General features: G+C 63.1%; 25 protein-coding genes and 1 other RNA gene. 12 read left to right on the top strand and 14 right to left on the bottom strand.

The features are described 5' to 3' along the window. The first annotated feature begins 114 nt into the window (after positions 1-114). From ACP5MM_RS06345 to ACP5MM_RS06330, 4 genes are all read left to right on the top strand, one after another. Positions 115-876: a flagellar brake protein gene (locus ACP5MM_RS06345; RefSeq protein ID WP_427931745.1), complete on the top strand. Its 762-nt coding sequence runs from the start codon at positions 115-117 to the stop codon at positions 874-876. 89 nt (positions 877-965) lie between these two features. Then, entirely contained in the window at positions 966-1,826 is an 861-nt protein-coding gene (gene motA / locus ACP5MM_RS06340) for a flagellar motor stator protein MotA (RefSeq protein ID WP_123105362.1), read from the top strand. Positions 1,827-1,832: 6 nt separating this feature from the next. Further along, positions 1,833-2,747, top strand: a complete 915-nt coding sequence (gene motB / locus ACP5MM_RS06335) for a flagellar motor protein MotB (protein ID WP_427931744.1) — start codon at positions 1,833-1,835, stop codon at positions 2,745-2,747. 123 nt (positions 2,748-2,870) lie between these two features. After that, entirely contained in the window at positions 2,871-3,311 is a 441-nt protein-coding gene (locus ACP5MM_RS06330) for a universal stress protein (protein WP_427931743.1), read from the top strand. A gap of 133 nt (positions 3,312-3,444) precedes the next feature. Here ACP5MM_RS06330 and ACP5MM_RS06325 read toward each other — a convergent pair whose 3' ends face one another. From ACP5MM_RS06325 to mrdA, 7 genes are all read right to left on the bottom strand, one after another. Further along, on the bottom strand, positions 3,445-3,648 hold the full coding sequence (locus ACP5MM_RS06325) for a cold-shock protein (protein ID WP_123105356.1): 204 nt from the start codon (positions 3,646-3,648) through the stop codon (positions 3,445-3,447). A gap of 122 nt (positions 3,649-3,770) precedes the next feature. Then, positions 3,771-4,121: a YMGG-like glycine zipper-containing protein gene (locus ACP5MM_RS06320; protein WP_427931741.1), complete on the bottom strand. Its 351-nt coding sequence runs from the start codon at positions 4,119-4,121 to the stop codon at positions 3,771-3,773. Between the two features lie 426 nt (positions 4,122-4,547). Further along, positions 4,548-5,411 (bottom strand): ferritin-like domain-containing protein, encoded by an 864-nt coding sequence (locus ACP5MM_RS06315; protein WP_427931739.1) that lies wholly within the window; start codon positions 5,409-5,411, stop codon positions 4,548-4,550. Between the two features lie 47 nt (positions 5,412-5,458). Beyond that, positions 5,459-6,550 (bottom strand): redox-regulated ATPase YchF, encoded by a 1,092-nt coding sequence (gene ychF, locus ACP5MM_RS06310; RefSeq protein ID WP_427934283.1) that lies wholly within the window; start codon positions 6,548-6,550, stop codon positions 5,459-5,461. 9 nt (positions 6,551-6,559) lie between these two features. Continuing rightward, positions 6,560-7,129 carry an aminoacyl-tRNA hydrolase gene (pth, locus tag ACP5MM_RS06305; RefSeq protein ID WP_427931736.1) on the bottom strand — a complete coding sequence of 190 codons (570 nt, stop codon included), beginning with the start codon at positions 7,127-7,129 and terminating at the stop codon, positions 6,560-6,562. Positions 7,130-7,137: 8 nt separating this feature from the next. Further along, entirely contained in the window at positions 7,138-7,749 is a 612-nt protein-coding gene (locus tag ACP5MM_RS06300; protein ID WP_427931734.1) for a 50S ribosomal protein L25/general stress protein Ctc, read from the bottom strand. 158 nt (positions 7,750-7,907) lie between these two features. Further along, complete coding sequence (gene mrdA / locus ACP5MM_RS06295; RefSeq protein WP_427934282.1) at positions 7,908-9,710, bottom strand: penicillin-binding protein 2; 1,803 nt, start codon at positions 9,708-9,710, stop codon at positions 7,908-7,910. Between the two features lie 100 nt (positions 9,711-9,810). Between mrdA and ACP5MM_RS06290 the strand changes: the two genes are divergently transcribed. The 5 genes from ACP5MM_RS06290 to ACP5MM_RS06270 all read left to right on the top strand — a co-directional run bounded on the left by ACP5MM_RS06290 (position 9,811) and on the right by ACP5MM_RS06270 (position 11,977). Continuing rightward, complete coding sequence (locus ACP5MM_RS06290; RefSeq protein WP_427931731.1) at positions 9,811-10,089, top strand: hypothetical protein; 279 nt, start codon at positions 9,811-9,813, stop codon at positions 10,087-10,089. Further along, positions 10,082-10,393: a cell division protein ZapA gene (locus ACP5MM_RS06285; protein ID WP_427931729.1), complete on the top strand. Its 312-nt coding sequence runs from the start codon at positions 10,082-10,084 to the stop codon at positions 10,391-10,393. The genes ACP5MM_RS06290 and ACP5MM_RS06285 overlap by 8 nt, the downstream gene beginning before the upstream one ends. 8 nt (positions 10,394-10,401) lie before the next feature. Next, a non-coding RNA gene (gene ssrS, locus ACP5MM_RS06280) (6S RNA) lies at positions 10,402-10,582 on the top strand. Between the two features lie 4 nt (positions 10,583-10,586). After that, the gene (locus ACP5MM_RS06275) at positions 10,587-11,177 is read left to right on the top strand and encodes a 5-formyltetrahydrofolate cyclo-ligase (RefSeq protein WP_427931727.1); all 591 of its coding nucleotides are present in this window, start codon (positions 10,587-10,589) and stop codon (positions 11,175-11,177) included. Continuing rightward, entirely contained in the window at positions 11,174-11,977 is an 804-nt protein-coding gene (locus tag ACP5MM_RS06270) for a TIGR00282 family metallophosphoesterase (RefSeq protein ID WP_427931725.1), read from the top strand. The genes ACP5MM_RS06275 and ACP5MM_RS06270 overlap by 4 nt, the downstream gene beginning before the upstream one ends. Here the strand turns inward: ACP5MM_RS06270 and ACP5MM_RS06265 are convergent. From ACP5MM_RS06265 to ACP5MM_RS06255, 3 genes are read right to left on the bottom strand one after another with little or no spacing between them, the layout of a single operon-like run. Then, entirely contained in the window at positions 11,950-13,746 is a 1,797-nt protein-coding gene (locus tag ACP5MM_RS06265) for a M61 family metallopeptidase (RefSeq protein ID WP_427934281.1), read from the bottom strand. The two genes, ACP5MM_RS06270 and ACP5MM_RS06265, sit on opposite strands and share 28 nt — an antisense overlap. A 46-nt stretch (positions 13,747-13,792) precedes the next feature. Continuing rightward, positions 13,793-14,338 (bottom strand): isochorismatase family protein, encoded by a 546-nt coding sequence (locus ACP5MM_RS06260; RefSeq protein ID WP_427931722.1) that lies wholly within the window; start codon positions 14,336-14,338, stop codon positions 13,793-13,795. A 9-nt stretch (positions 14,339-14,347) separates the two neighbouring features. Continuing rightward, complete coding sequence (locus ACP5MM_RS06255; protein WP_427934280.1) at positions 14,348-15,001, bottom strand: protein-L-isoaspartate O-methyltransferase family protein; 654 nt, start codon at positions 14,999-15,001, stop codon at positions 14,348-14,350. A gap of 147 nt (positions 15,002-15,148) precedes the next feature. On the opposite strand from ACP5MM_RS06255, the gene ACP5MM_RS06250 reads away from it, so the two are divergent. Next, a complete protein-coding gene (locus tag ACP5MM_RS06250; RefSeq protein ID WP_427934279.1) occupies positions 15,149-15,919 on the top strand; it encodes a M48 family metallopeptidase in 771 nt (256 codons plus the stop codon). Between the two features lie 2 nt (positions 15,920-15,921). On the opposite strand, the gene ACP5MM_RS06245 is transcribed toward ACP5MM_RS06250, so the two are convergent. The 3 genes from ACP5MM_RS06245 to ACP5MM_RS06235 form a co-directional block, all read right to left on the bottom strand. After that, positions 15,922-17,124 carry a cation diffusion facilitator family transporter gene (locus tag ACP5MM_RS06245; RefSeq protein WP_427931718.1) on the bottom strand — a complete coding sequence of 401 codons (1,203 nt, stop codon included), beginning with the start codon at positions 17,122-17,124 and terminating at the stop codon, positions 15,922-15,924. Between the two features lie 96 nt (positions 17,125-17,220). Further along, on the bottom strand, positions 17,221-17,814 hold the full coding sequence (locus ACP5MM_RS06240) for a Wadjet anti-phage system protein JetD domain-containing protein (RefSeq protein ID WP_427931717.1): 594 nt from the start codon (positions 17,812-17,814) through the stop codon (positions 17,221-17,223). Continuing rightward, positions 17,750-17,998 (bottom strand): hypothetical protein, encoded by a 249-nt coding sequence (locus ACP5MM_RS06235; protein WP_427931715.1) that lies wholly within the window; start codon positions 17,996-17,998, stop codon positions 17,750-17,752. Before ACP5MM_RS06235 ends, ACP5MM_RS06240 begins: the two co-directional genes overlap by 65 nt. 455 nt (positions 17,999-18,453) lie before the next feature. Here ACP5MM_RS06235 and ACP5MM_RS06230 point away from each other — a divergent pair, with 455 nt between their 5' ends. Beyond that, positions 18,454-18,825 carry a hypothetical protein gene (locus ACP5MM_RS06230; RefSeq protein WP_427931713.1) on the top strand — a complete coding sequence of 124 codons (372 nt, stop codon included), beginning with the start codon at positions 18,454-18,456 and terminating at the stop codon, positions 18,823-18,825. Between the two features lie 19 nt (positions 18,826-18,844). On the opposite strand, the gene ACP5MM_RS06225 is transcribed toward ACP5MM_RS06230, so the two are convergent. Further along, the gene (locus ACP5MM_RS06225) at positions 18,845-19,966 is read right to left on the bottom strand and encodes a Fic family protein (protein ID WP_427931712.1); all 1,122 of its coding nucleotides are present in this window, start codon (positions 19,964-19,966) and stop codon (positions 18,845-18,847) included. A gap of 81 nt (positions 19,967-20,047) precedes the next feature. Between ACP5MM_RS06225 and ACP5MM_RS06220 the strand changes: the two genes are divergently transcribed. Beyond that, positions 20,048-20,794 (top strand): type IV toxin-antitoxin system AbiEi family antitoxin domain-containing protein, encoded by a 747-nt coding sequence (locus tag ACP5MM_RS06220; RefSeq protein WP_427931710.1) that lies wholly within the window; start codon positions 20,048-20,050, stop codon positions 20,792-20,794. Positions 20,795-21,378: the final 584 nt, after the last annotated feature.

Raw genomic sequence — 21,378 nt, 5'->3', positions numbered from 1 at the left:
ACCCGGATTCGGGTGGCATGCGGCGGACCGTGGGAGTATCGATCCGCTTTGGGTGAATATGTCACGGAGCGTTTTGCGCTGCCATCCCACCGCAGCCCCAGTAAGGGGGCGGCCGTGAGCGAGTCCTTTCAGGAAATTGCCGATACGCTTTTTTCCGATCGGTTTCGGGTCAGCTCCGCTTTGCAGGGGGAACGGCTCCTCGCCACCCTGCGCGATGAACGCAGCTTTTGCACGCTGATCTTCAAAAAAGGCAGCCGCACCTTTACTTCCATCGTACTGGAGGTGGCGCGCCACAAGGGTTATCTGCTCATGGACGCGCCGCATCCCGATTTCAGCCGTTGGCAGCCGGTAAAGGGCGAGCCTTTCCTGGTATTCGGCCGCGCCAATCATCTTGCCACCGGCTTTGCGTCCGCTTTTTTGGAATATCTGCATACCCCGGGCGAGGAAGGGATCCGTCTGGCCTATCCAGGGCAGGTTTATCAATTGCAGCGCCGGCAGTTTTTTCGCGTCCCCCCCGCCCCGGGTGATCCGGATCTGGTGGAATTGCAGCGTAATGGCGCCGAGACGGTACAGGGGCGCTTGCAAAACATTAGTGGCGGGGGGCTGAGCGTCCTGGTTCGTCCGCCAGCGGATTATCCATTTCAGGCCGGGGAGCGGATAGCCCAGGTGACGTTCACCCTGCGTGGCGGGCACACCTTCGGGGTGGCGGCGGAATTGCGTAGCGTGGGCCCCGTGGAGCTCCTCCATCACGAGCACGTCTGCGCGCTGGGCTTGCAGTTTGCGGGGATCACGCCAATGATGAGCGAGCAGGTGCTGCGTTATGCCCAGTGGCGGGATCGGGAAATGCTCAGTGCCACGCGCCGCGGCTTTTTGTGAATCATGCTCCCAATCCGAAAAATGGCCGGATCTAGGCTAATTAGCGTCGTGGTGTTTCCATTCATCGCTCATCCGCAAAGGATAACGATATGTTCCTGATGATCGGTTATGTCATCGCCCTGGGCGCCATCTTTGGCGGTTTCGCCCTGGAGGGAGGGCAGTTGATGGCGCTCATGCAGCCCTATGAGCTGCTGATGATCGCCGGTGGTGCCCTGGGGACCTTTTTCGCCTCCACTTTCCCCAAATCCTTCAAGGCCACCCTCAAGGCCTTTCCCCAGGCGCTCAAGGGTTCGAAATACACGAAAAGCGCGTATCTGGAGCTTCTTTCCCTGCTCAATGAACTCTTCACCCGCATCCGCCAGGGCGGGCTCATGTCCGTGGAAGGGGATGTCGACGATCCCCAATCCAGCGAGTTGTTCAAGAAATATCCGCGCATCCTGGGCGATCATCATATACTGGAATTCATCACCGATTACCTGCGCCTGATGGTGGGGGGCAATCTCGGCGCCTTCGAGATGGAAAACCTCATGGATGTGGATATTGAAACCCATCATCGTGAGCAGGAAATCCCGATTCACGCCCTGACCCGCGCCGCCGACGGGATGCCCGCCTTCGGTATCGTGGCGGCCGTGATGGGGGTGGTCCACACCATGGCTTCGGTGGACAAGCCGCCGTCGGTGTTGGGCGAGCTCATTGCCGCGGCGTTGGTGGGTACCTTTCTGGGCATTCTGCTCGGTTACGCCGTGGTTGCGCCGGTGGCGGCGCGCCTGGAGGAGCGCGCCGAGGAAAGCAGCAAGATGCTGGAATGCGTCAAGGTGGCCCTGCTGGCGACCATGAATGCCTACCCGCCCCAGGTGGCCATCGAGTTCGGGCGTAAGGTGCTGTTTTCCACCGAACGTCCGAGCTTCCAGGAAATGGATGCCCACCTGCGCGAAATGAAAGGAAAGTGATCCGCCATGTCGGGTGACGATAAAACCCAGCCCATTGTCATCAAGCGGATCAAGAAATCCGCCGGCGGCCATGGCGGGGCCTGGAAGATCGCCTATGCCGATTTCGTCACCGCCCTGATGGCCTTTTTTCTTTTGATGTGGCTGCTGGGCTCAACGACCAAGGCGCAGCTCCAGGGCATTGCCCAGTGGTTCAAAAATCCCGAGAAGGTTTCCCTCATGGGCGGTCCGGGCAGCGGTTCCTCCAATTCCATATTGCCGGGCGGCGGCAGGAACCTGGTCAAGACCGTGGGTGAAGAACAGCGCGGAGCGAAGCCCAATAGCACGCAGATTGCCCAGTCTGCAGCCGCCGCCGTTGACCGGAAGAATCTGGAAAATCTGCAAAAAGTCCTCAATCAGCAAATCGCCAGCAACCCGCTGCTCAATGCCTTCCGTCATCAATTATTGGTGAGCATTACCAGGGAGGGTCTGCGCATCCAGGTGGTCGATAGTGCGAAAAGACCCATGTTCGCCCTGGGCAGCACCGACCTGGAGTCCTACGCGCGCAGCATTTTCCAGGCCATTGCCCCATCGCTGAATCGATTGCCCAACCAGATCAGCATCACCGGCCATACCGACGCCTTGCACTATCAGAATGGGGGCAAGGGCTATAGCAACTATAATCTTTCGGCGGGGCGTGCCAATGCCGTGCGCCAGGTGCTGGTGCAGGGGGGGCTGGATGAAAGCAAGGTGCTGCGCGTGGTGGGGATGGGCTCGGCGGTGCTTTATGATCCCAAAAATCCCGATTCACCCCTGAACCGGCGCGTCAGTATTGTGGTGTTGAGTCAGGAAGCGGCCGCCAAAATCGTGCGCAACCAGCAGGCGGAACGCTCCGTGGCCAGCGCCGCAGCGGCTGCCCAGACGATTTCCGCTGCGGTACATTAGGGAGGAAAGGACCGTCTTGGCCTGCTCTGGCGCCTTTCGCGCCTTGCCAGGCGTGTTCCGGGAGATCTGTCTGCATGGGCCCGCAAAACGAATCGTGCCGATCTTTAACGAAGGAGGATGAGAATGTACCAAAGGATCCTGTTGGCTACCGATGGCAGCGTCCCATCGGAGGCCGCCCTGGACGCGGCCACGCAATTGGCGGCAGAGCGGGGGGCAGCGCTGCTCATTCTCCATGTGGTGGATATTTATGGCGATTATCTGGCGGGCGGCGGAGTGCTCGATCTGCTTCGGACGCAGGGACAGGAGATCCTGGACAAAGCCGCCGCGCGCGCCGAGGCCTTGGGCGTGTCTTTCACGAGCCGTCTTCTGGAAACCGGAGTGGGTGGGCATCGGGTGGCAGAGCTGATCAGTCAGGAAGGGCGAAGCTGGGGCGCTGATTTGATCGTTCTGGGAACCCACGGTCGCCGGGGCGTGGATCATTTGCTTTTTGGCAGCGTGGCCGAGGGGGTTGCACGTCTGGCGGAGGCTTCGGTCTTGCTGGCGCGCAGCAAGGCTCCGCGCTGAGGCCACAGGAACTGTAACCTACGGACGCAACAAAGAAAAACCGGAATCGCAAAGGCCAAACCGGTATAAAATACGATGTTGCACTACTTTGTCCCCGCAAGGGGAGGGTGGCTGGAAGGCCACCCTGCGGGCATTACGCCCGGCGAACCTTCTCGGCCTGCAAGCCCTTCGGGCCGCGGGTCACTTCAAAGGTTACGCGCTCGCCTTCGGCGAGGGACTTGAAACCGCTCCCTTCGATGGCGGAGTGATGAACGAATACATCTTCCTTGCCATCTTCCGGCGTAATGAACCCAAAGCCCTTGCTATCATTGAACCACTTTACAGTACCGACTGCCATGTTACACCCCAAATAAAAGAAATAGCCGAACTGGCCACTTCAAAGATTAGCACATCCACCGGAGGATGCAAGCAATAAGGCCAATGCCTGAATACGGCGATGGCCGCGCTCCGCCCCTTCGGCTATTGCCCGTAGCTGGGGGTGCAGGTGTAGCCAGGGGGGCAGGAGGGGGGCGGGGTATTGGGGGTGCAGTTGTATCCCGAGGGGCAATTGGCCGGGCTTCCATTCTGGTTTTTGGAGATGGCATAGCCCGCCAGGCCGCCCACGCCGGCGCCGATGGCGGCGCCCGCCAGGGGGCTGTGCGTCTGGTTGCCGATGACGGCCCCGGCCACGGCACCCAGCGCTGCCCCGGTGGCGGTGTCGGCGGTGGTGCTGCTGCCGAATGCCGGGGTGGAGCCGTAGGGCCCATAAGGGTTGCTGGCACAGCCGGCCAGGAGCAGTAAGCCAGCGCCGAGGAAAAGGATTTTGCGCATATTTTCTCTCCATGTTGAGAATGACAAAACGAACCCTGCTGCTTCCCGACTTATAGAGGCATTGGGATTACCCTGGATTCGGCGCTTTACAGACCGCTTTTGCGCCAGGAGCCACGGCAGCGCATTCTGCCAACCGCCGGACTCAGGTTAAAGAATAGCAAGAATGGTGCCATGTCCCGCGCAGGAGCGGCGAACGCGGCCGATCCTGGCAAATGGGCATACTTACGCACTTTTCACGATGACTGTGGCCGGGAGCCGGGGAGGGCAGGTGTAGCCCTTTGCCACTAGGCATGGACGCCCTATAAGGAAAACAAGGCGCTAGCCGTCGCCGTTCGGCCACAGCCGGACTGTCGGCTGGCGCTACCCTTGCCCGAGCCGGCGGGTGCTGTTCAGGATGAGCCCCTCCCCCTTCCCGCCTGCTGGGCGCTAACCGGCTGCCTGCTGCGCATTTCCCGCTCCGCCTCCCATGCGCGCGACCATGGCCTTGCGATAACGGCTGAGGTCCTTGGCGTTCTGCAGCGGGGTGTCCAGCAGGGTGGAGAGGTTGCGGAGGATGCCGTTGATGACCTTCTGCTCCCAGATGTCGTCGAAATGGATCTGGGTGTCCAGCCATTGCTCCAGCCAGCCGGGATCAGGGAGCTGGCTTTGGACGCTGTCCTCGGGATAGCGCGCCTTGCTCACGTGGAGGTTGGTGGGGTGCAGGGCCTTGGCGGTCTTGGTGTTGGCCATGAGCACGCCGATGCGGGCGAAGGCCAGGCGGGCTTCGTCCCCGTGCCGCTCGATGGCGCGACGCATGTATTTGAGATAAATCCCCGCATGGCGGGCTTCATCCTTGGAAAGGGTCTCGTAAATGACGCGGATGACCGGTTCCGTGTGCCACTGGGCGGCGCGCTTGTACCAATGGGTGAGGCGGATCTCGCCGCAGAAGTGCAGCATGAGGGTTTCCAGGGCCGGGGCCGGGTCGAATTCGAAACGGACCTTGTGCAGTTCTTCCTCGCTGGGGGCATAGTCGGGCGCGAAGCGCTGAAGGTAGTCCATGAGGACCAGGGCGTGTTTCTGCTCTTCATAGAACCAGATGGACATGAAGGCGCAGAAGTCGGAATCGTCGCGGTTGTCGCGCAGGAACATCTCCGTGGCGGGCAGGGCCGACCACTCGGTGACGGCATTCATCTTGATGGTGCGCAGTTGCTCGTCGCTGATCCGGCTGCGGTCGAACTGATCCCAGGGAATATCCGTGCTCATGTTCCAGCGTGCGCTTTCCAAGGATTTGAACAACTCGGGATACAACATGGTGGCAGCTCCTCGACAGTGCCGGAAATTTACACCTAGTCTACGCCTTAGACGTTGAAACGGAAATGCACCACGTCACCGTCCTGAAGGACATAGTCCTTGCCCTCCAGGCGCATCCGGCCGGCCTCGCGGGCCCCGCTTTCGCCCTGGTAGCGAATGAAGTCGTCATAGGCGATGACCTCGGCACGGATGAACCCGCGCTCGAAATCGCTATGGATGACGCCTGCTCCCTGGGGGGCGGTGGCACCCACGGGAACGGTCCAGGCGCGCACTTCCTTGACGCCGGCGGTGAAGTAGGTCTGCAGGCCCAGGAGCCCGTAGGCGGCGCGGATGATGCGGTTGAGTCCGGGTTCTTCCAGGCCCAGGTCCTCCAGGAAGGCCTGCTGTTCCTCCGGCTCCAGTTCGGCGAGCTCGGCCTCGATGGCGGCACAGACGGGGACGATGCGGGCACCCTGCTGCTCGGCCCAAACCGTCAGGGGAGCGCGCCAGGGGCCTTCCTGCAGTTCCCCTTCGGCGACATTGGCGATGATCATCAGGGGTTTCATGGTGAGCAGGCAGAGAGGACGCAGGCGTTCCCGCTCGTCCGGACTCATGGCCAGGCTGGCGGCGCTGCGTCCCTGATCGAGGTGGGGGAGGACGCGTTCCAGCAACGCCGCCTCGGCGACGGCCTCTTTGGCGCCACCCTTGGCTTGCCGGGCAATGCGGGCCAGGCCCTTTTCGGCGGTGGCCAGGTCGGCCAGGATCAATTCCGTGAGCACGACTTCGAGATCCCGAACCGGGTCGATGTTGCCGCTGACGTGGACGACATTGGGGTCTTCAAAACAGCGGGTGACCAGGGCGATGGCGTCGGTTTCACGGATATGGGCGAGAAACTGGTTGCCCAGCCCCTCGCCCTGGGCGGCGCCGGCCACGAGTCCGGCGATGTCGACAAACTCCATGCTGGCCGGTAGCACCCGCTGCGGCTTGACGATCCCGGCCAGTTGCGCGAGGCGCGGATCGGGTACGGCGACAATGCCGACATTGGGCTCGATGGTGCAGAAGGGGTAGTTCTCGGCAGCGATCCCGGCCTTGGTCAGGGCGTTGAAGAGGGTGGACTTGCCCACATTGGGTAAACCGACAATACCGCAGGCCAGGGCCATCTCGTTCTCCTAATTGCTGTGCAAAGTCAGTTGCGCCTGGTCGATCCGTCCGGCGAAAAAATCGGGCAGGACGGCCAGGGCCTGGGCGATGGCCGAGTCGATGGCGGCCTTTTCCGCAGGACTGGGTACTCCCAGGACGTAGCCGACGACGGCGTCCTTGTGGCCGGGGTGGCCGATACCGATGCGCAACCGCCAGTAATCGCGGCTGCCCAAGGCCCGGTCAATGTCGCGCAGACCGTTGTGACCGCCGTGGCCGCCTCCCAGTTTGAGGCGGGCGATACCAGCGGACAAGTCCAGGTCGTCATGGACGACCAGGATGCGGGCGGTCGGGATTTTGTAAAAAGCAGCCATGGCCTGGACTGCGCCACCGCTGCGGTTCATGAATTCTTGGGGTAGACAAAGGCCGATGTCCTGCCCGTCCCTTGACCATGTGGAGGCGAGGCAGTGCCAGCGCCTTTCGGGGCGCAGGATGATGCCATGGTCGGCGGCAAGGGCGCGGACAAGCCAGAAACCGGCGTTATGCCGGGTGCGCAGGTATTCCGCACCCGGGTTGCCCAATCCGACCAGGAGCCAGTCCATGGTCCCCCTCAGGAGGCAGGTGTGGCTTCCTCACCTTCTTCCTCACCGCCGAGGCGGGCGCTGTGCACGGAAACGAGTTCCTTGTCGTCCTCGTGTTTGAGGGCCACCAATTGCACGCCAGCCGGAAGGGTGATCTGGGAGAGGTGCAGGCTTTCGCCAATCTGCAGATTGCGAATATCCACCTCGATGGCTTCGGGCAGAAGGTCCACCGGTGCCTCCACTTCCAGTTCGACGACGGCGCGATGCAGCACGCCGCCGGCCTTGAGTCCGGCACACTGGGCCTCGCCGAGCAGATGCACGGGGACATGCAGAGTGACCCGCTCACCCGCGTGAACGCGCAGGAAGTCCATGTGCACCACCTCTTCCTTGTAGGGATGCATCTGGATATCGCGAATCAACGCCGTCTCCGTGCCATCGGGAAGATGGAGCGCGATGATGTGGGTATAGGCACGATCGTCGGGGAGGAGTTTGCGCAGTTCGCGGGCTTCCAGGGCAATGCCGCGGGCCGGTTTGCCATCGCCATAAACAACGGCTGGCACGAGGCCTTCGCGACGCAGACGACGGCTGGGGCGGCGGCCATTTTCTTCGCGCGGGCGCGCATGCAAAGCAAAATCTGTCATTGTCGGGACTCCTTATGAGCTTGGATGGTGAGCGGGGCGAGGGTTGACAGAACCTTTCTCCCCAATGGGTTTAAGGCGTTGCATCATAATGACGTCTTGCCCTTTCGGCAAGGACCAATCTGCGCCGGGCTGGGAATGGGAAGGGGCTGGCCCCGGCGCTAGGGCAGCTTGGCCGTTGGGGTGCCGGGCCCGGAGACCGGAACAGTGGCGGGCTTTTGCCCCTGGAGGTAGGCCTGGATGACGGCATGGGCCACGGGTAAGGCCTGCCAGGCGTTGGCGCCGCCGTATTCCACCACCACGGCCACGGCGATGCGCGGGTGATGGACGGGCGCCCAGCCGATGAACAGGGAGTCGTCGTTGTAGACCGTGCGTCCGTTTTTGTAAGCGATGGGTATCTGGGCGGTGCCGGTTTTGCCGGCGATGCTGATGCCGGGGACGCTGATGCTGCGGCAGGTGCCCTCGTTGACGCAGGCCTCCATCCCCTTGCGCACGGCATGGAGGGCGGCGGCGGGGATATGGAGATCTTCGGGTGGAATGAAACCGAGGTTCCGCACCCCGCCGTTTTCTGGGTTGACCAGGGCCTTGGCTACATGGGGGTAGACTAGGTAGCCGCCATTGGCGATGGCCGCGACGGCGCGGGCCAGTTGCAGCGGGGTGACGAGGAGATAGCCCTGGCCAATGCCGAGGATGACCGAGTCCCCGGTGTACCACGGCGCATGCAGGTGCTGTTCCTTCCATTGTGGCGTGGGGACGAAGCCGCTGGCCCCGCCGGGCAGATCGATGGGGGTGGCATGGCCGAAACCGAAGCGCCAGAGGGTCTGATCCTGCAGGGCGATGCCCATTTTCACGGCGAGCTTGTAGTAAAAGACATCCACGGACCAGGCCAGGGCCTTGGTCAGGCCGGTGTTGCCAAAGCCGGAGCGGTTCCAGTCCCAGAAGGTGTGGCCGCCGAGCTGAAAGTTGCCCGCGCAATAGGTGTGGTAATCAGGCGTGATGATGCCCGCCTGCAGGGCCTGAATGGAGTAGAAGGGCTTGGCGCAGGAGCCGGGGGGATACAGTCCGTTGTCGGCGCGGTTCATCAGCGGACGGCCGGAATTGTCGAGGAGGGCTTGCCAGTGGGCGTCGCTGATGCCGTCCACAAACCAGTTGGCGTTGAAGCTGGGGCTGGTGACCATGGCCAGGACGGCGCCGGTGCGTGGGTCGAGGGCGACTACCGCGCCGCGATAGCCTTTGCCTTGCAGGGCCAGGGCGGCAGCCTCCTGCAGACGCAGGCGCAGGTGGGTGACCAGGTTGTCGCCGGGGGCCGAGGGAATGCTGCGCAGGGTGCCCACCTGCAAGCCCATGGCGTTGATATCCTTGATCTGGTAGCCCACCTTGCCGCGCAGGTCCCGTTCATAAAAACGCTCCAGGCCGCTTTTGCCGATATAGTTTTGGCCCAGATAGCTGGAAGGGTTGAATTGGCGGAGGTCGGCGGCGGTAACGGGGCCCACATAACCCACGACATGGGAGAACAGGCTTTTGTAGGGGTAGTCACGATGGAGCATGGCCACCACGCGCACTCCCGGCAGATCCAGTTGGCGCACGGCTATGGCCGCCATTTGCGCGGGGGTGAGCTGCGTTTTCACGACGATGGGGTCAAAGTCCGGCTTGGCTGCGCGATTCTCCTGAAACTGCCGCAATTCCCGCGGCGTCAGCGCCAGCAGGGTGCTCAGTTCGGCCATGGTTTGCCGGAGGCCGTGGACTTCATCGGGAACGACTTCCACGGCATAGGTGGGTTGATTGTCCGCCAACACCTCCCCATGATCCGCCAGGATCAGCCCCCGGGGCGGGGCGACGGGCACCAGCGCGACGTGGTTGTTGTGGGCGAGGGTGCGAAACTTGGCGTAATGGAGGATCTGCAAATCCATCAGACGCAGGATGACGACGAAAATCGCCAGGACCGATAGGATCGCAGCGATCAAAAGTCGGTGGCGAAAACCTTGGGAGCGCTTGCCGGGATCCGTGAGGCGCATAATCTAGGGGCGACCTGGTTTGCAAATGGTCAGGGTGCTTCGTACACTCATGAATATCGTCAACATGACCTGGGGTGCGGTGATGGAATCCCGTTTCGAGCCCATGCTCGCCGAGCTGGAATGCATTATAACGGATTACCGTACGCTGCGTCGCCAGGCGGGAAAGGAAGGCCAGGTTACCCGGACCATCCAGGCCTTGCAAAGGCAGGTACGCCTTCTGGAAGAAGAAAACGAATTGTTGCGTCATCGCCAGCAGCAGGTTTGCACGCGTTTGGCCGATCTCCTGCTGCAGGTGGAACGCTGGGAGGGCGAGGAGCAGCATGGATAGGAGCGCGGCCGAAGCAATGGAACACCTGACCATTACCTTGCTGGGCCAAAGTTACCAGATTGCCTGCCCGGTGGAGGAGCAGGGCTTGGTGCAGGAGGCGGTGGCCCTCCTGCAGGGGCAGATCGAGACGGTGCGGGCGCGTGGCCGTGCCGCCAGCAAGGAGCGTACGGTGCTGATGGTGGCGGTAAATCTGGCGGCGGATCTGATGCGCGCCCGCCAGTCTTTGCAGGCTCAGGAAGCGGCTTTGGCGGATCTGGAGAAACGGCTCCGCGTCCTGGTTGACACGGCACGGGCGGAAGGGTAGTTTGAATTTGCCTCCTGCGGGGCTCGAGTGGCCGAGATGATTCCTGAACCAACATTGTCTATCCGGGGAATCCCCAGTCATCACTGCGGTGTGCCGCTCCCTTGCGGAGTAGCCTAAAGCGGTGTGTGGATACCCACCTGAACATCAGGTTCATGGGATAGCGGGCTGCACGACCCAGGCGGGAGGCTCCTTTTTGACGAAAAGCGCCCTACGGCGCACATTGCGTGCCCGGCGCCGGACCATCTCCATCCCCCTTGCTGCCCATGCCGCCCTGGCACTGGCAAGGCGTTTGTCCCGTTTGCCGCATTTTCGGCGTGCCCGAGACATCGGGATTTACTGGCCGATGGATGGCGAAATCAGCCTCTTACCCCTGATGCGGATGGCCGGGGCGCGAAAAAAACGCTTTTATCTGCCGGTGCTCGTCAAACCCTTTGCCCGGAGCCTGCGCTTCGCCCCGTTTTCCCCCCAATCCGTATTGCGCAAGAACCGCTTTACCATCCCCGAGCCGCAGGGAAAGCGCCGGGCGCAGCGCCCGGTCAGGCGGCTGGACCTGCTGCTGCTGCCCTTGGTGGGCTTCGATCGTCACGGCCATCGCTTGGGGATGGGGGGTGGCTTTTATGACCGCAGTCTGGCCCACCTGCATCACCGCACGGCTTGGCAGCGGCCGCGCCTGGTGGGAGTGGCCTACAGTTGCCAGGAAGTGCCCCTCTTGCCGGTGGAACCCTGGGACGTGCCGCTCCACGTCTTGTGCACCGAGTCCGCTTGTTTTACGGTAATGTCATGACGGTAAATATCCTTTTTGCCGGCGATGTGATGGCCGCGGCGGGGCGTCGCGCCCTGCGCCAGGGGCTGGAGCGCCTGCGCGGGGAACTCACCCTGGATGCGGTGGTGGTCAACGGCGAAAATGCCGCCGGCGGTCAGGGCATTACGCCTGCCATCTGCGCGGAGTTTTTTTCCTGGGGCGTGGACGTCATCACCACGGGCAATCACGTTTGGGACCAGCGGGAAACGCTCCATTACATCACCGGGGAAAGGCGCCTGCTCCGCCCCTACAATGCGCCGCCGGGGACGCCGGGAAGCGGATGGGTGGTGGTGGAAACGGCCTCGGGCTTGCGCCTGGGCGTTCTGGCTTTGATGGGGCGGCTGTTCATGCATCCTGTCTATGACTGCCCTTTCCGCGCAGCCGATGCGGCCCTTGCCCAACGACCGGCGGATTGCCCGGTGGTGCTGGTGGATATGCATGCCGAGGCCACCAGCGAGAAGTACGCCATGGGCTGGCATCTGGCGGGGCGGGTGTCGGCGGTCCTGGGCACCCATACCCATGTGCCCACGGCCGATGAACGGATCCTGCCGGGAGGCACGGCCTATCAGAGCGATGCGGGCATGTGCGGCTGCTACGATTCCATCATCGGCGTGGACAGGGACGCGGCCTTGCGGCGCTTCATCACCGCGCTTCCCGGTCGGGCGGAGGCAGTGGATGGCGTGGCCGCCTTTTGCGGAATTTTGCTGCAGGTGGATGCCGACTCCGGTCAATGCCGGGACTTGCGCCGCCTGCGCTATGACTTTCCCGCAGTGACGCCGTAAAGCCAGCACCTTTGCCGTTCCGCCACCACGGCGTCGGGGCCATCGAGTCTTTCCAGATAGGCGGTATCTTCGGGGGCGCTGCCGAGGAGCAGTTCGCTCTGGCGGAGCAGGTCGCCGCGGAAAAAGTGGATGGCGATCGCCGTGTTCAGGGGATATGCGGCAAGGTGCTCCTGCAGGTTGCGGTCATCGCAGTGGAGATGGTCCAGGGCAATGATTTGATCCCCCGGCGCCAGTCCCGCCCGTTCCGCCGGGCCATCCGTCCAGACGTGAACCAACTCGGCGCCCAGCGTTCCGGCCTTCCATCTGGCCCCCAGCCAGGGCCGCGCCGCCGCCGGGCGGGCGGAGGGGGTGCCGCCCTGATCTTCGGGGCCCTCGGCGCTGCGCAGGCGCAGGGCGAGGCCGAAGGCGCTCAGCAATTCGGCCAGGGGCAGTTCGCCGCGTTCCTCGATCCAGGGCCGCAGCGTTTCCTCCAGTGCCATTCCCGTGGCCTTTTCCGCCACCGCCAGGAAGCCGCCTTCGGGCAAGGGGCGTTGCGTTGCCCCGTGGGCTTGCCACAAGGCATGGAGCACCACGTCCAGGCTGCACTGCCCGGCGCTTGCGCGGCGCAGGTGGAGATCGAGGCAGAGGGCCACCAGCATGCCTTTGTTGTAATAACTGATTTCGGCATTGGGCGTGTTGGGGCCGGGATGGTAGAGCTTGATCCAGGCATCCTGGCTGGAGCCTCTGAGGCTTTGCCGATGGCGGCCTGGGCTGCGCAGCAGGCGGGTGATTTCCCGGCCCAGGCCGCGAAGATACTGATCTTCTGGCAGGAGCCCGCAGCGCAGCAGGGCCAGATCGTCATAGTAGGAGGTGATCCCTTCGAAGACCCAGAGGTCTTTGGTCAGGGCTTCGGCGGAAAGGTCGCTGGCGGCGAGGACGGCGGGGCGGATGGCCTTGACCAGCCAGGCATGGAAGTACTCGTGGCTGGCCAGCCCCAGAAAGCGATAATAACCTTCGTCCGGCGAATCTTGCAGCGCCGTGGGCAGGTCGCTGCGCCGGCAGAGGAGGGCGCTGGAGGCGCGATGCTCCAGGCCGCCATAGCCGTCTGCCGTGGCCTGGCAGAGAAAGAGATAATGGTTGAAGGGGGTTGCCCGCCAAAAGCGGTTCTGCCAAGTGCAGAGCGTTTCCAGATCGCGCCCGAGGCGAAGGAGATCGGCATGGTGCTGCCCTTGCAGAACGAGACTATGGGGGCGCTCCAGGACGGAGAAGCGAACGCAGGCGAACTGACCCAGAATGACCGGGTGATCGATGAATTCGGCGTAGTCGGCGGCGCCATAGCGGCCGAAACTCCAGGGTTCGGCGGCAATGGCCGCCATGGCCGTGGCCATCTGCCAGCTTGCCGGGCCGATCAAGGTCATCTCATGGGCCAGATGCTCTTGGCCAACCACCCGCAGGAAGAGGGCGGGCCCGTTGAAGAAGCCGCCCATGTCGTCGAGATAGGCCGTGCGCACCGAGGCGTCCAGGGCAAAGATGCGGTAGTGGATCTGCAGCGGGCCGCTGTTCGGCTCAACCCGCCAGTGGTCTTTGCGGAACTTGCCCACCACTAGCGGCCGCCCCCGGCTTTCGGCGCTGATCTGGACCAGGTGGCGGGCAAGGTCGCGGATCATGTAGCTGCCGGGCACCCAGGCGGGCAGGGCGAGGACCTGCCCATCGGGATCGGGCTCCCCTATCTCCAGGGTGAGGTCAAAGCAGTGGGCCTGGGGGTGGAGGGTGACGCGGTAATGGAGCATGGGATGGGCCTCTGAACAAGGCGCTTGACCGGGCCCGGGGCGCGGCTCAGCGCAGAAGGGGTGCCAGGGTCTTGAAGGCAGGGTGGGCGGCGTCCCCCAGCCATTCGTAGAGGACGGATTCGCCATTGGCGATGCAGACCCCGGCTTGGCGCAGGCGCATCATGGCATTGGCCCCATGGGCCGGGTCCCGCGCGGCGCAGGCGTCCTCCACCACCACGGGCGACCAGCCGTGGCTCTGCAAATCCAGGGCGGTCTGTAAAATGCAGATGTGCGCCTCTACCCCCACCAGGACGACCTGGCGCCGTCCGGCTTGCTGCTCCAGCCATTGGCGAATGGCCGGGTCGCGATGACAGGAGAAGGCGGTTTTCTCCAAGACTGTGGCGGCACTTTGCCGGAACTCCTCCCGCACCGCTCCGAGCCCTTGGGGATATTGGGCGGTCGCCAATTGGGGGATGGCGAGGATCCGGCTGCCTTGGGCGAGGCGCTGAATGACCCCCAACATGGCATTGCGCGGGGCCGGGGGCAGGGTCTGCAGGAGCTTGTCCTGCAGGTCCACCAGCAGCAGGAGACTGGTCTGGGCATGGAGCAGCATGGACGCCTTTCAGAAGATGAAGGGGGGCGGAGCGGCCCGGTGGCGCAGGGAGGGGATTTCCGTTTCAAAGAGGTCGCTCGCTTCAAAGACCCCCGGGCGGGTCTGCACGATGCGCCGCACCGTCATGGCCGGCGCGGCGCCGAGGATGGCAATGAGGCGCCCGCCCACGGCCAGTTGCTCCTTGAATGCTTCCGGGAGGCTGGGCAGGGAGCCGGTCAGGCAGATGGCGTCATAGGGGGCATGCTGGGCCCAGCCGGCGGAGGCGTCGCCCACGGCGATCCGGGCGTTGTGGATGCCATGAACCTGCAGACGGCCCTCCACGGGGCGGGCAAAATCGGCCCGATCTTCGACACTATGCACCATCCCCGCCATTTTGGCCAGCAGCGCGGTGAAATAGCCGCTGCCCGTACCCACTTCGAGTACCCGATCCTGGGGCTGGAGGTCCAGCTCCTGCAAAACGCGGGCTTCCATCTTGGGCGTCCACATGACCTCACCGTGCTCCAGGGGCATATTGAAGTCCACGAAAGCCAGATGGCGCAGGGCGGTGGGCACGAAGTCCTCGCGTTTGACCTGGGCCACGGTGGCCAGGACGCGGGGGTCCAGGACGTCCCAAGTGCGAATCTGGGACTCGATCATGGTACGGCGAAGGGCGTCAAAATCCATAGTCTTCCACGCATGAATGGGATAGCGCCATTTAGTCATGGGCACCCGCGCAAGTCAACGCCGGCGGGGGCTGGATACGCTTGGCCGGGAGTTGGCGGCGAGGGGGTCCAATGACTGGACCAGGCCCTTGCGTTTATACTTTGGACCATGGCCTCTTTTCCTCCCCTCGTCCTCCCCCATGGGCAGGTGCAGCCCTATGCGGTGCGCGTCTCGGCGCGGGCGCGCTATTTGCGCATCGAGGTTTCCGCCGGGGGCGGGGTGGTGGTTGTGCTCCCCAGCCATTGCCCGCCGGAGCAGGTGGGGGTGGCCCTGGCCGCCCGTGCCGCATGGATAGAGAAGCACCTGCAGCGTTTGCGAGCGCAGGAGCCGCGGGAAGCGTCGGCCATGGGGATGGACCGTGAAGATCTCCCTGCCAGCTTCTCCCTCGCTGCCGTCGGTCAGGTCTGGACGATCCGGTGCATGCGGTCCGCGTCCCTGAATACGGCCCGGCTGACGGCGGCACCGGCCAGCCGCCATCTCTATCTGAGCCACGCCCCGGAGGATAGGGATGCCCCGCGTTTCCTGCTGCGGCGCTGGCTGAAGCAGGAGGGGGAGCGCCATCTCTTCCCTTTGTTGGCGACCCTGGCCGCCGAAACCGGCCTGCGCTATGACAATGCGAGCCTACGCCACCAGCGCGGCCGCTGGGGGAGTTGCTCCAGCCGGCGCAGCATCAGCCTGAATGCCCAGTTGCTCTTTCTGCCCCCACCCCTGGTGCGCCATGTACTGCTCCACGAGCTCTGTCATTTGCGGGAAATGAATCATGGGCCGCGTTTCTGGGCCCTGCTCAAAGGCTGGGATCCGGATACGCCGGCGCATCGGGAGGCCTTGCGCCGCACGGCCTGGCAGTACGTGCCGGCGTTTTTTCGCGGTGGATCGTGAATTTATCGGGCCGCTTCCAGGGGTGCGGGGGGCTCCTGCGTATCGACCATCACCGCCACCCCTGCGGCCTCTAACAGGTCCTGCAAAGCCGGCTCCATCTCGCCGCTACGCAAATGGATCTCGTCGACGCCCTGGGCAATGAGCCAGGCAGCAAGGCGGATACCCTTGCCCCTTTCCGCACCCGCAACCGGACTGTGGACCATGCGGCTCATGGGCGCCCCCCCGGCGCGATCCTGATCGTCCAGGCGAATCCAGCGGGTGGCCCCAAAACGCGCAGCGAGGGTTGCCTGATCATCGTCCAGCAGATACGCGCAGCGCCGGTAGGGCTTGCGCTGGGGCTCATAGTGCAGGGTGACGGCCTCCAACTCCGGGAAACCCTGGCGCAGGCTGGCCTCGGCGCGCTCGGCCACCTCGTGGGCGCGATGGAAGTTGGATTCGGCCACGGCAATGGTGGCATCGGCAAACAGCACGCTGCCCGCCCGGCGCAGGCGCAATTGCTCCACTTCCTCCACCTCCGGGGCCGTGGCCAGGAGGGTCTCGGCCCTGCGCAGCATCTCCGGGGGTACGGAGGCGTCCAGTAGGGACATTACGGCGTCGCGCAGTACGTCCCAGGCGCCTTCGAGGATGAGGAGGACGATGATGACGACGGCGATCTCCTGGGCGTAGGGCAGATGCAAAAGATGCCCGCCGATACCGGCGATGACCACGAAACCGGCGCCGATATCCCCCAGCCAGTTGACCACGTCGCTATGCAGGCCGGGCGACTGGAGGATCTGGGCAGCGCGACGTTCGGCCAGGAAGAAAACGCCTTCGGCGAGGATGATGGCGGCCATGAAGAACATGGTGGCCACAGGATTGCTGGGGGGCTGGGCGCCGCCGGTGAAAAAGACCGCCCGCACGATCTCGTAGGCCGCCAGGACTACCAGTACCGCACCGGCGAGGGCCGCCATGTCCTCCACCTTGTGCAAGCCATAGGGAAAACGGGGCGAGCGATGGCGGGAAAAGCGAATGGCGGCGAAGATGAGCAAGGCGCCGAGGACATCGGAGATGCTGTGCACGGCATCGGCAATGACCACGGTGCTGCCGGAATAGATCCCCCAGCCGATCTTGGCGACGGAAAGGGCCCCGTTCAGCCCCGTTGAAGCCAGCATCCAGCGGGATTTCTGCGCATCCTGGGGATGGCCAGGGGAAGGTGCTTCGGGCATTGGGCGGCTCCTGAGGGGGATGTCTGGTTCCATGCCAGAGCGATGGGATCAAGAATACTATTCACTGCAGGGACATGCACCTAGTGCAAGCCGGCGTCATGAACCCGGAACGGATGTTGGGAGGGCTGGGACCTGCGGGCCGCCCTGCTGGAATTCAACCGGTGCCCGCTCTACCCAGGAAAAGCCGATCCGCTCCTGTTCGAGGCGGATCTTTTGGCCCAGGGGCTGATCGCGCAGGTCAGCAAAGAGGGCGCGTTCCCGGGGACCGAGGCGGGTCAGGTCGCGCAGTACGGGTTGCGGCTCCTTACCCCACTGCGGTCGGTGGGCGAGCATGTCGAAGCCATAGCCGGCGCCGAAGAGGACCAGGCTGTCGGCCAGTTTGGGGAAGGCGAGAAAGTTGATTTCGTTCTCGGTGATGAATACCCGTGCCACGTTGGGATCGAGTTGGGCAAAGGTGTCGTGGGTGACGGTGAGATCCTGGTCGGAGGCAGTGGGCAGCAGCCGGCGGCGTGGATCGAGCAGGCGAAAGCGCACGCGCAGAGGCTTGTCGCGGAAACCGTAGCGCCGCGCGAACTGACCGGCGCCGCTGGCTGCGGGATCAATGGCGTTGGCCGCCAGCGCCAGGTCAAGGAGTTCGGAGAGCACGCCGCGATGCGCTAAATTGGCCACCATCGCGGATGGCGTTTTCATTGAGCAGTTCCTTGCGCGGGAACCAGACCCGTTGCGCTGCAGTGTTCTCCAGCACGCATTGCGCCTGTTGGCGGAATGCGTTGGCTTCACTTTGCTCCTGCTCGGTCTTGGCATGTTCACGCTTTTTGTCGTCGAGCAGGTTTTCGATGTCGCTGAGGGCCGCTTCGACGTCCTGCAGGCGCATGTCAGGGTCTTGAGCAGGTGTGAACTTGCCTCCACTTGCCGTTTGTCCTCCCGCAGGCGGGCCAGTTCCGCCCCTGTCACTGCGAGACGATGTAACCCAGGACTGGTCGCCCTGCTTGGCCTCGAACCGGCAGTCACAACCCCGGGTAAATCCCTTGTCCCGCACCGCGCGTCTACTCGCAGACCGTCACGCGGGAACCCCCTCCGTCTCGGCGTGGCAGGCAAGAAAAAGGCCCGGAGAGGTCCGAGCCGTGCTGTTTGGTGGTGGATTCTACCAGAACCTCGAACCGTTTATCTTCAGTGATGCCGAAACGTCCCCATAGAAGTCCGTATCGTCGTGCAGAGCAGGGACATTGGTATGGCCCGCTGATGCGCGCCGGTTCCCCGGCCACGCGCTGGAATATCAGCCCCAAGACACTCCAGCGTTGGCGCAGCGAGGGACGCGGGCCTCGCTTCATGAAAATGTCCAAGCGCGTCGTGTACCCAATTGACGAAATCCTCGATTACGAGTCCCAAGCCCTCCGGGCGTCGACCTGGGAGAGCGCCTCCGACGTTGTCCTCCCGAATGCCTCGAAGTACATGGACCCACGCGAGATTTCGTTCGTAACCGGGCTGCCCTTGTACATCTTCACGCAAAAGCAGACGCGAGATGCATTGGGCATCCCATATCGCCGGGTCCAGAAGCTCATTCGCTTTGATCGCGACGAGGCCATGGCGTGGGCACAGCGTTGGTTGCAGAACACCAAAGAACTGGGCATCGATGTGACGACCGCTCCGGGCGACCAGTACAGGACGTTGCAGCATGCCCTCGCATCGCTGCCGGTTTGACTGACGCTTCAGGCTCCGGCTACTGATCCGCCAATTCGTAGCCGGTGCTTCGTCCGCCGCCGGGGGATTTTTTCAGCACCCCCAGTTCCAGCAATTGCGTGATGTCGCGCAACGCGGTGTCGGGGGAGCATTTGGCAATGGCGGCCCAATTGCTGCTGGTGAGCTTGCCCTCGAAGCCGTCGAGCAGGCGGTTGAGCAGCTTTACCTGCCGTTCGTTCAACGACGTACCCGCCCAGCGTTGCCAGAAGCGCGCCTTGACCAGCACGGCATCCAGGGTGGCCTGCGCACTGGTGATGGCCCGTCGGAGCGTATCCAGGAACCACAACAGCCAGCCCGTGACGTCGAGCGTGCCTTTCTGCATGCGTTCCAGCACGTCGTAATAGTCCCTGCGCTCCCGCTGGATCTGCGCCGACAGGCTGTAGAAGCGCTGCGGACTGCCATCGGCACGTGCCAGGAACAGATCGCCCACAGCGCGTGCAATGCGCCCGTTGCCGTCGTCGAACGGATGCAGCGTGACGAACCATAGATGCGCCAGCCCAGCCTTGACGAGCACAGGCTCCCCGGTTTCCGCATTCGCCCATGCCAGAAAGCGTGCCGTTTCGGCGGCCAACACAACCGCTGGCGGCGCTTGGAAATGAATCTTGCGTCGCCCCCCCATTGGCCCGGAAACCACCTGCATGGGTCCATCGGCATCGGCGCGCCATTGGCCCACAGCGATTCGACTCATGCCGGAATACCCGGTCGGGAACAGCGCTGCGTGCCAGCCAAACAGGCGCTGGGCGGTCAGGGGTTCCGAACTACGTGACGTGGCGTCGAGCACCATCTCAACGACACCGTCGACGTGCCGATCCACTGGGGCGACCCCGCCGATGTCAACTCCCAGTCTTCGGGCGATGGATGAACGCACGGATTCCACGTTCAGTACTTCGCCTTCGATTTCGCTGGTCTTGACCACGTCCTCAGTCAAGGCGGCAAGGCTGGCCTGATCGCGCAGCGCCAGCCCAACGTCCGCCAAGCGACCGAGTAGCAAGCCCTGCGCACGGCTCACCTCGGCAAGCGGCCCGGCGAGAATGGACAGGTCGTAGCGCCAGTTGGGCCATTCATCGGCCTGCCAGATGTAAAGTTTTTCTCCGCTATCCATGCGGAGATTAAACACCCAATTCGCCGCAAGGGCAAGACATTCTCCGCACCGATTGCGGCAAATGGACTAAGCAATCTCCGCATGGCGATGATTCGTGCAGACTCGCCGCCACCTAAGCGCGTTCCATTTCCTCTGCAAATTTGCATTTATGGAGAAAGAACGGAACATATGGTGACCATGCCCGCGAACACCCACACCCAGCGCATCCTTGATCTGGTCAGCCAGAGGGGACTGCTGCGCGCCAGCGATCTGGACACCATCGGCTCGCCTCGGGTCGTCCTGACGCGCATGACTGCCGCCGGGCTTCTGGATCGGGTCGGGCGTGGTCTTTACCGCCAGCCAGGGGCACAGGTAACGGAGTTCGAGGGTCTTGCTCTTGTCGCCACCAGGGTGCCACAGGCCGTGTTCTGCCTGCTCAAGGCACTCCAGTTTCATGGACTGACCACCCGACTGCCGCGTAAGGTCTGGATCGCCATGCCGCGCGGCAGCCACTCACCCCGGCTCGACTATCCGCCGATCAGGATGGTTCAGATGGCCAGCGGCGCTCATCTGGCAGGCGTCGAGGAGCATCTGTGCAACGGCGTGAAGGTACGGATCTACAGCCTGGCCAAGACAGTCGTGGATTGCTTCATGCATCGCAACAAGATCGGTCTGGATGTGGCGCTGGAGGCCCTGAAAGACGCCTGGAGGATGCGCAAGGCGTCCGCAGGCGACCGTGCGCTGGGCATCGCCATCAACCAGCAGAGTGAGATGTTCGTTCAAAGGCGCGATGGTCAGATCCGCGAACGCAACAGCTACGGAGATGATCCATTTCCGCCCAAGGGCTGACGTGGAAGCAGGCCTCGCGGGTTTGCCGTTCTGCTCTGCCCATGCAAATCCGCGAGGCAACCATTCCCATTGGCGCGCGCACAAGTGGTCGATGAACACCGCCGTCTGCGTGTGCTACGGCGAAGAAGTTAGCGCCGATTTCGAGAGAAGAGAGGGCGGAACGGAGGGCAACAGGGGATGTTCCCGCCAGGCCATAGGACCCTGATCGCACACGCAGAATGACCGGGAACCACGCGTGTCATGCGGGAAGCACAAATGAAAACGCCCAACTAAGAACAGTTGGGCGCTGAATTTTGGTGGAGCGGAGGAGGATCGAACTCCCGACCTTCGCATTGCGAATGCAAACATGACCAAAACCACGACTTTTTGATATATAAGCATTTTCACAATATTCATAATATCAGCATGTTATGCGTAGGCGTATCCCCCACTATCCCGCGTTGTACCTACCATTCCCGTCCGGCAGTGCAGCGCCAATGCAGCGCACAACATGGATATCTTTTTAATACTGAAGTTTAGACATTCAGCCCGGCCCCGCCGGGTTTTTATCGCCTTTCTTCCGGCGAAAGTGCTTGACACGGTGA

Source organism: Acidithiobacillus sp. (assembly GCF_049965315.1).
In the GTDB taxonomy this organism is placed as follows: Bacteria; Pseudomonadota; Gammaproteobacteria; order Acidithiobacillales; family Acidithiobacillaceae; genus Acidithiobacillus_B.
Note: the sequence above shows the minus strand (reverse complement) of the source record. Positions and strands in the feature narration are given on the sequence as shown.

Excerpts from the sequence above, each read along its gene's own strand:
- motA (WP_123105362.1), top strand. The coding sequence starts at position 966 with ATGTTCCTGATGATCGGTTATGTCATCGCCCTGGGCGCCATCTTTGGC.
- motB (WP_427931744.1), top strand. The coding sequence starts at position 1,833 with ATGTCGGGTGACGATAAAACCCAGCCCATTGTCATCAAGCGGATCAAG.
- ACP5MM_RS06330 (WP_427931743.1), top strand. The coding sequence starts at position 2,871 with ATGTACCAAAGGATCCTGTTGGCTACCGATGGCAGCGTCCCATCGGAG.
- ACP5MM_RS06325 (WP_123105356.1), bottom strand. The coding sequence starts at position 3,648 with ATGGCAGTCGGTACTGTAAAGTGGTTCAATGATAGCAAGGGCTTTGGG.
- ACP5MM_RS06320 (WP_427931741.1), bottom strand. The coding sequence starts at position 4,121 with ATGCGCAAAATCCTTTTCCTCGGCGCTGGCTTACTGCTCCTGGCCGGC.
- ACP5MM_RS06315 (WP_427931739.1), bottom strand. The coding sequence starts at position 5,411 with ATGTTGTATCCCGAGTTGTTCAAATCCTTGGAAAGCGCACGCTGGAAC.
- ychF (WP_427934283.1), bottom strand. The coding sequence starts at position 6,550 with ATGGCCCTGGCCTGCGGTATTGTCGGTTTACCCAATGTGGGCAAGTCC.
- pth (WP_427931736.1), bottom strand. The coding sequence starts at position 7,129 with ATGGACTGGCTCCTGGTCGGATTGGGCAACCCGGGTGCGGAATACCTG.
- ACP5MM_RS06300 (WP_427931734.1), bottom strand. The coding sequence starts at position 7,749 with ATGACAGATTTTGCTTTGCATGCGCGCCCGCGCGAAGAAAATGGCCGC.
- ACP5MM_RS06290 (WP_427931731.1), top strand. The coding sequence starts at position 9,811 with ATGAATATCGTCAACATGACCTGGGGTGCGGTGATGGAATCCCGTTTC.
- ACP5MM_RS06285 (WP_427931729.1), top strand. The coding sequence starts at position 10,082 with ATGGATAGGAGCGCGGCCGAAGCAATGGAACACCTGACCATTACCTTG.
- ACP5MM_RS06270 (WP_427931725.1), top strand. The coding sequence starts at position 11,174 with ATGACGGTAAATATCCTTTTTGCCGGCGATGTGATGGCCGCGGCGGGG.
- ACP5MM_RS06265 (WP_427934281.1), bottom strand. The coding sequence starts at position 13,746 with ATGCTCCATTACCGCGTCACCCTCCACCCCCAGGCCCACTGCTTTGAC.
- ACP5MM_RS06260 (WP_427931722.1), bottom strand. The coding sequence starts at position 14,338 with ATGCTGCTCCATGCCCAGACCAGTCTCCTGCTGCTGGTGGACCTGCAG.
- ACP5MM_RS06255 (WP_427934280.1), bottom strand. The coding sequence starts at position 15,001 with ATGGATTTTGACGCCCTTCGCCGTACCATGATCGAGTCCCAGATTCGC.
- ACP5MM_RS06250 (WP_427934279.1), top strand. The coding sequence starts at position 15,149 with ATGGCCTCTTTTCCTCCCCTCGTCCTCCCCCATGGGCAGGTGCAGCCC.
- ACP5MM_RS06245 (WP_427931718.1), bottom strand. The coding sequence starts at position 17,124 with ATGCCCGAAGCACCTTCCCCTGGCCATCCCCAGGATGCGCAGAAATCC.
- ACP5MM_RS06240 (WP_427931717.1), bottom strand. The coding sequence starts at position 17,814 with ATGAAAACGCCATCCGCGATGGTGGCCAATTTAGCGCATCGCGGCGTG.
- ACP5MM_RS06235 (WP_427931715.1), bottom strand. The coding sequence starts at position 17,998 with ATGCGCCTGCAGGACGTCGAAGCGGCCCTCAGCGACATCGAAAACCTG.
- ACP5MM_RS06230 (WP_427931713.1), top strand. The coding sequence starts at position 18,454 with ATGAAAATGTCCAAGCGCGTCGTGTACCCAATTGACGAAATCCTCGAT.
- ACP5MM_RS06225 (WP_427931712.1), bottom strand. The coding sequence starts at position 19,966 with ATGGATAGCGGAGAAAAACTTTACATCTGGCAGGCCGATGAATGGCCC.
- ACP5MM_RS06220 (WP_427931710.1), top strand. The coding sequence starts at position 20,048 with ATGGCGATGATTCGTGCAGACTCGCCGCCACCTAAGCGCGTTCCATTT.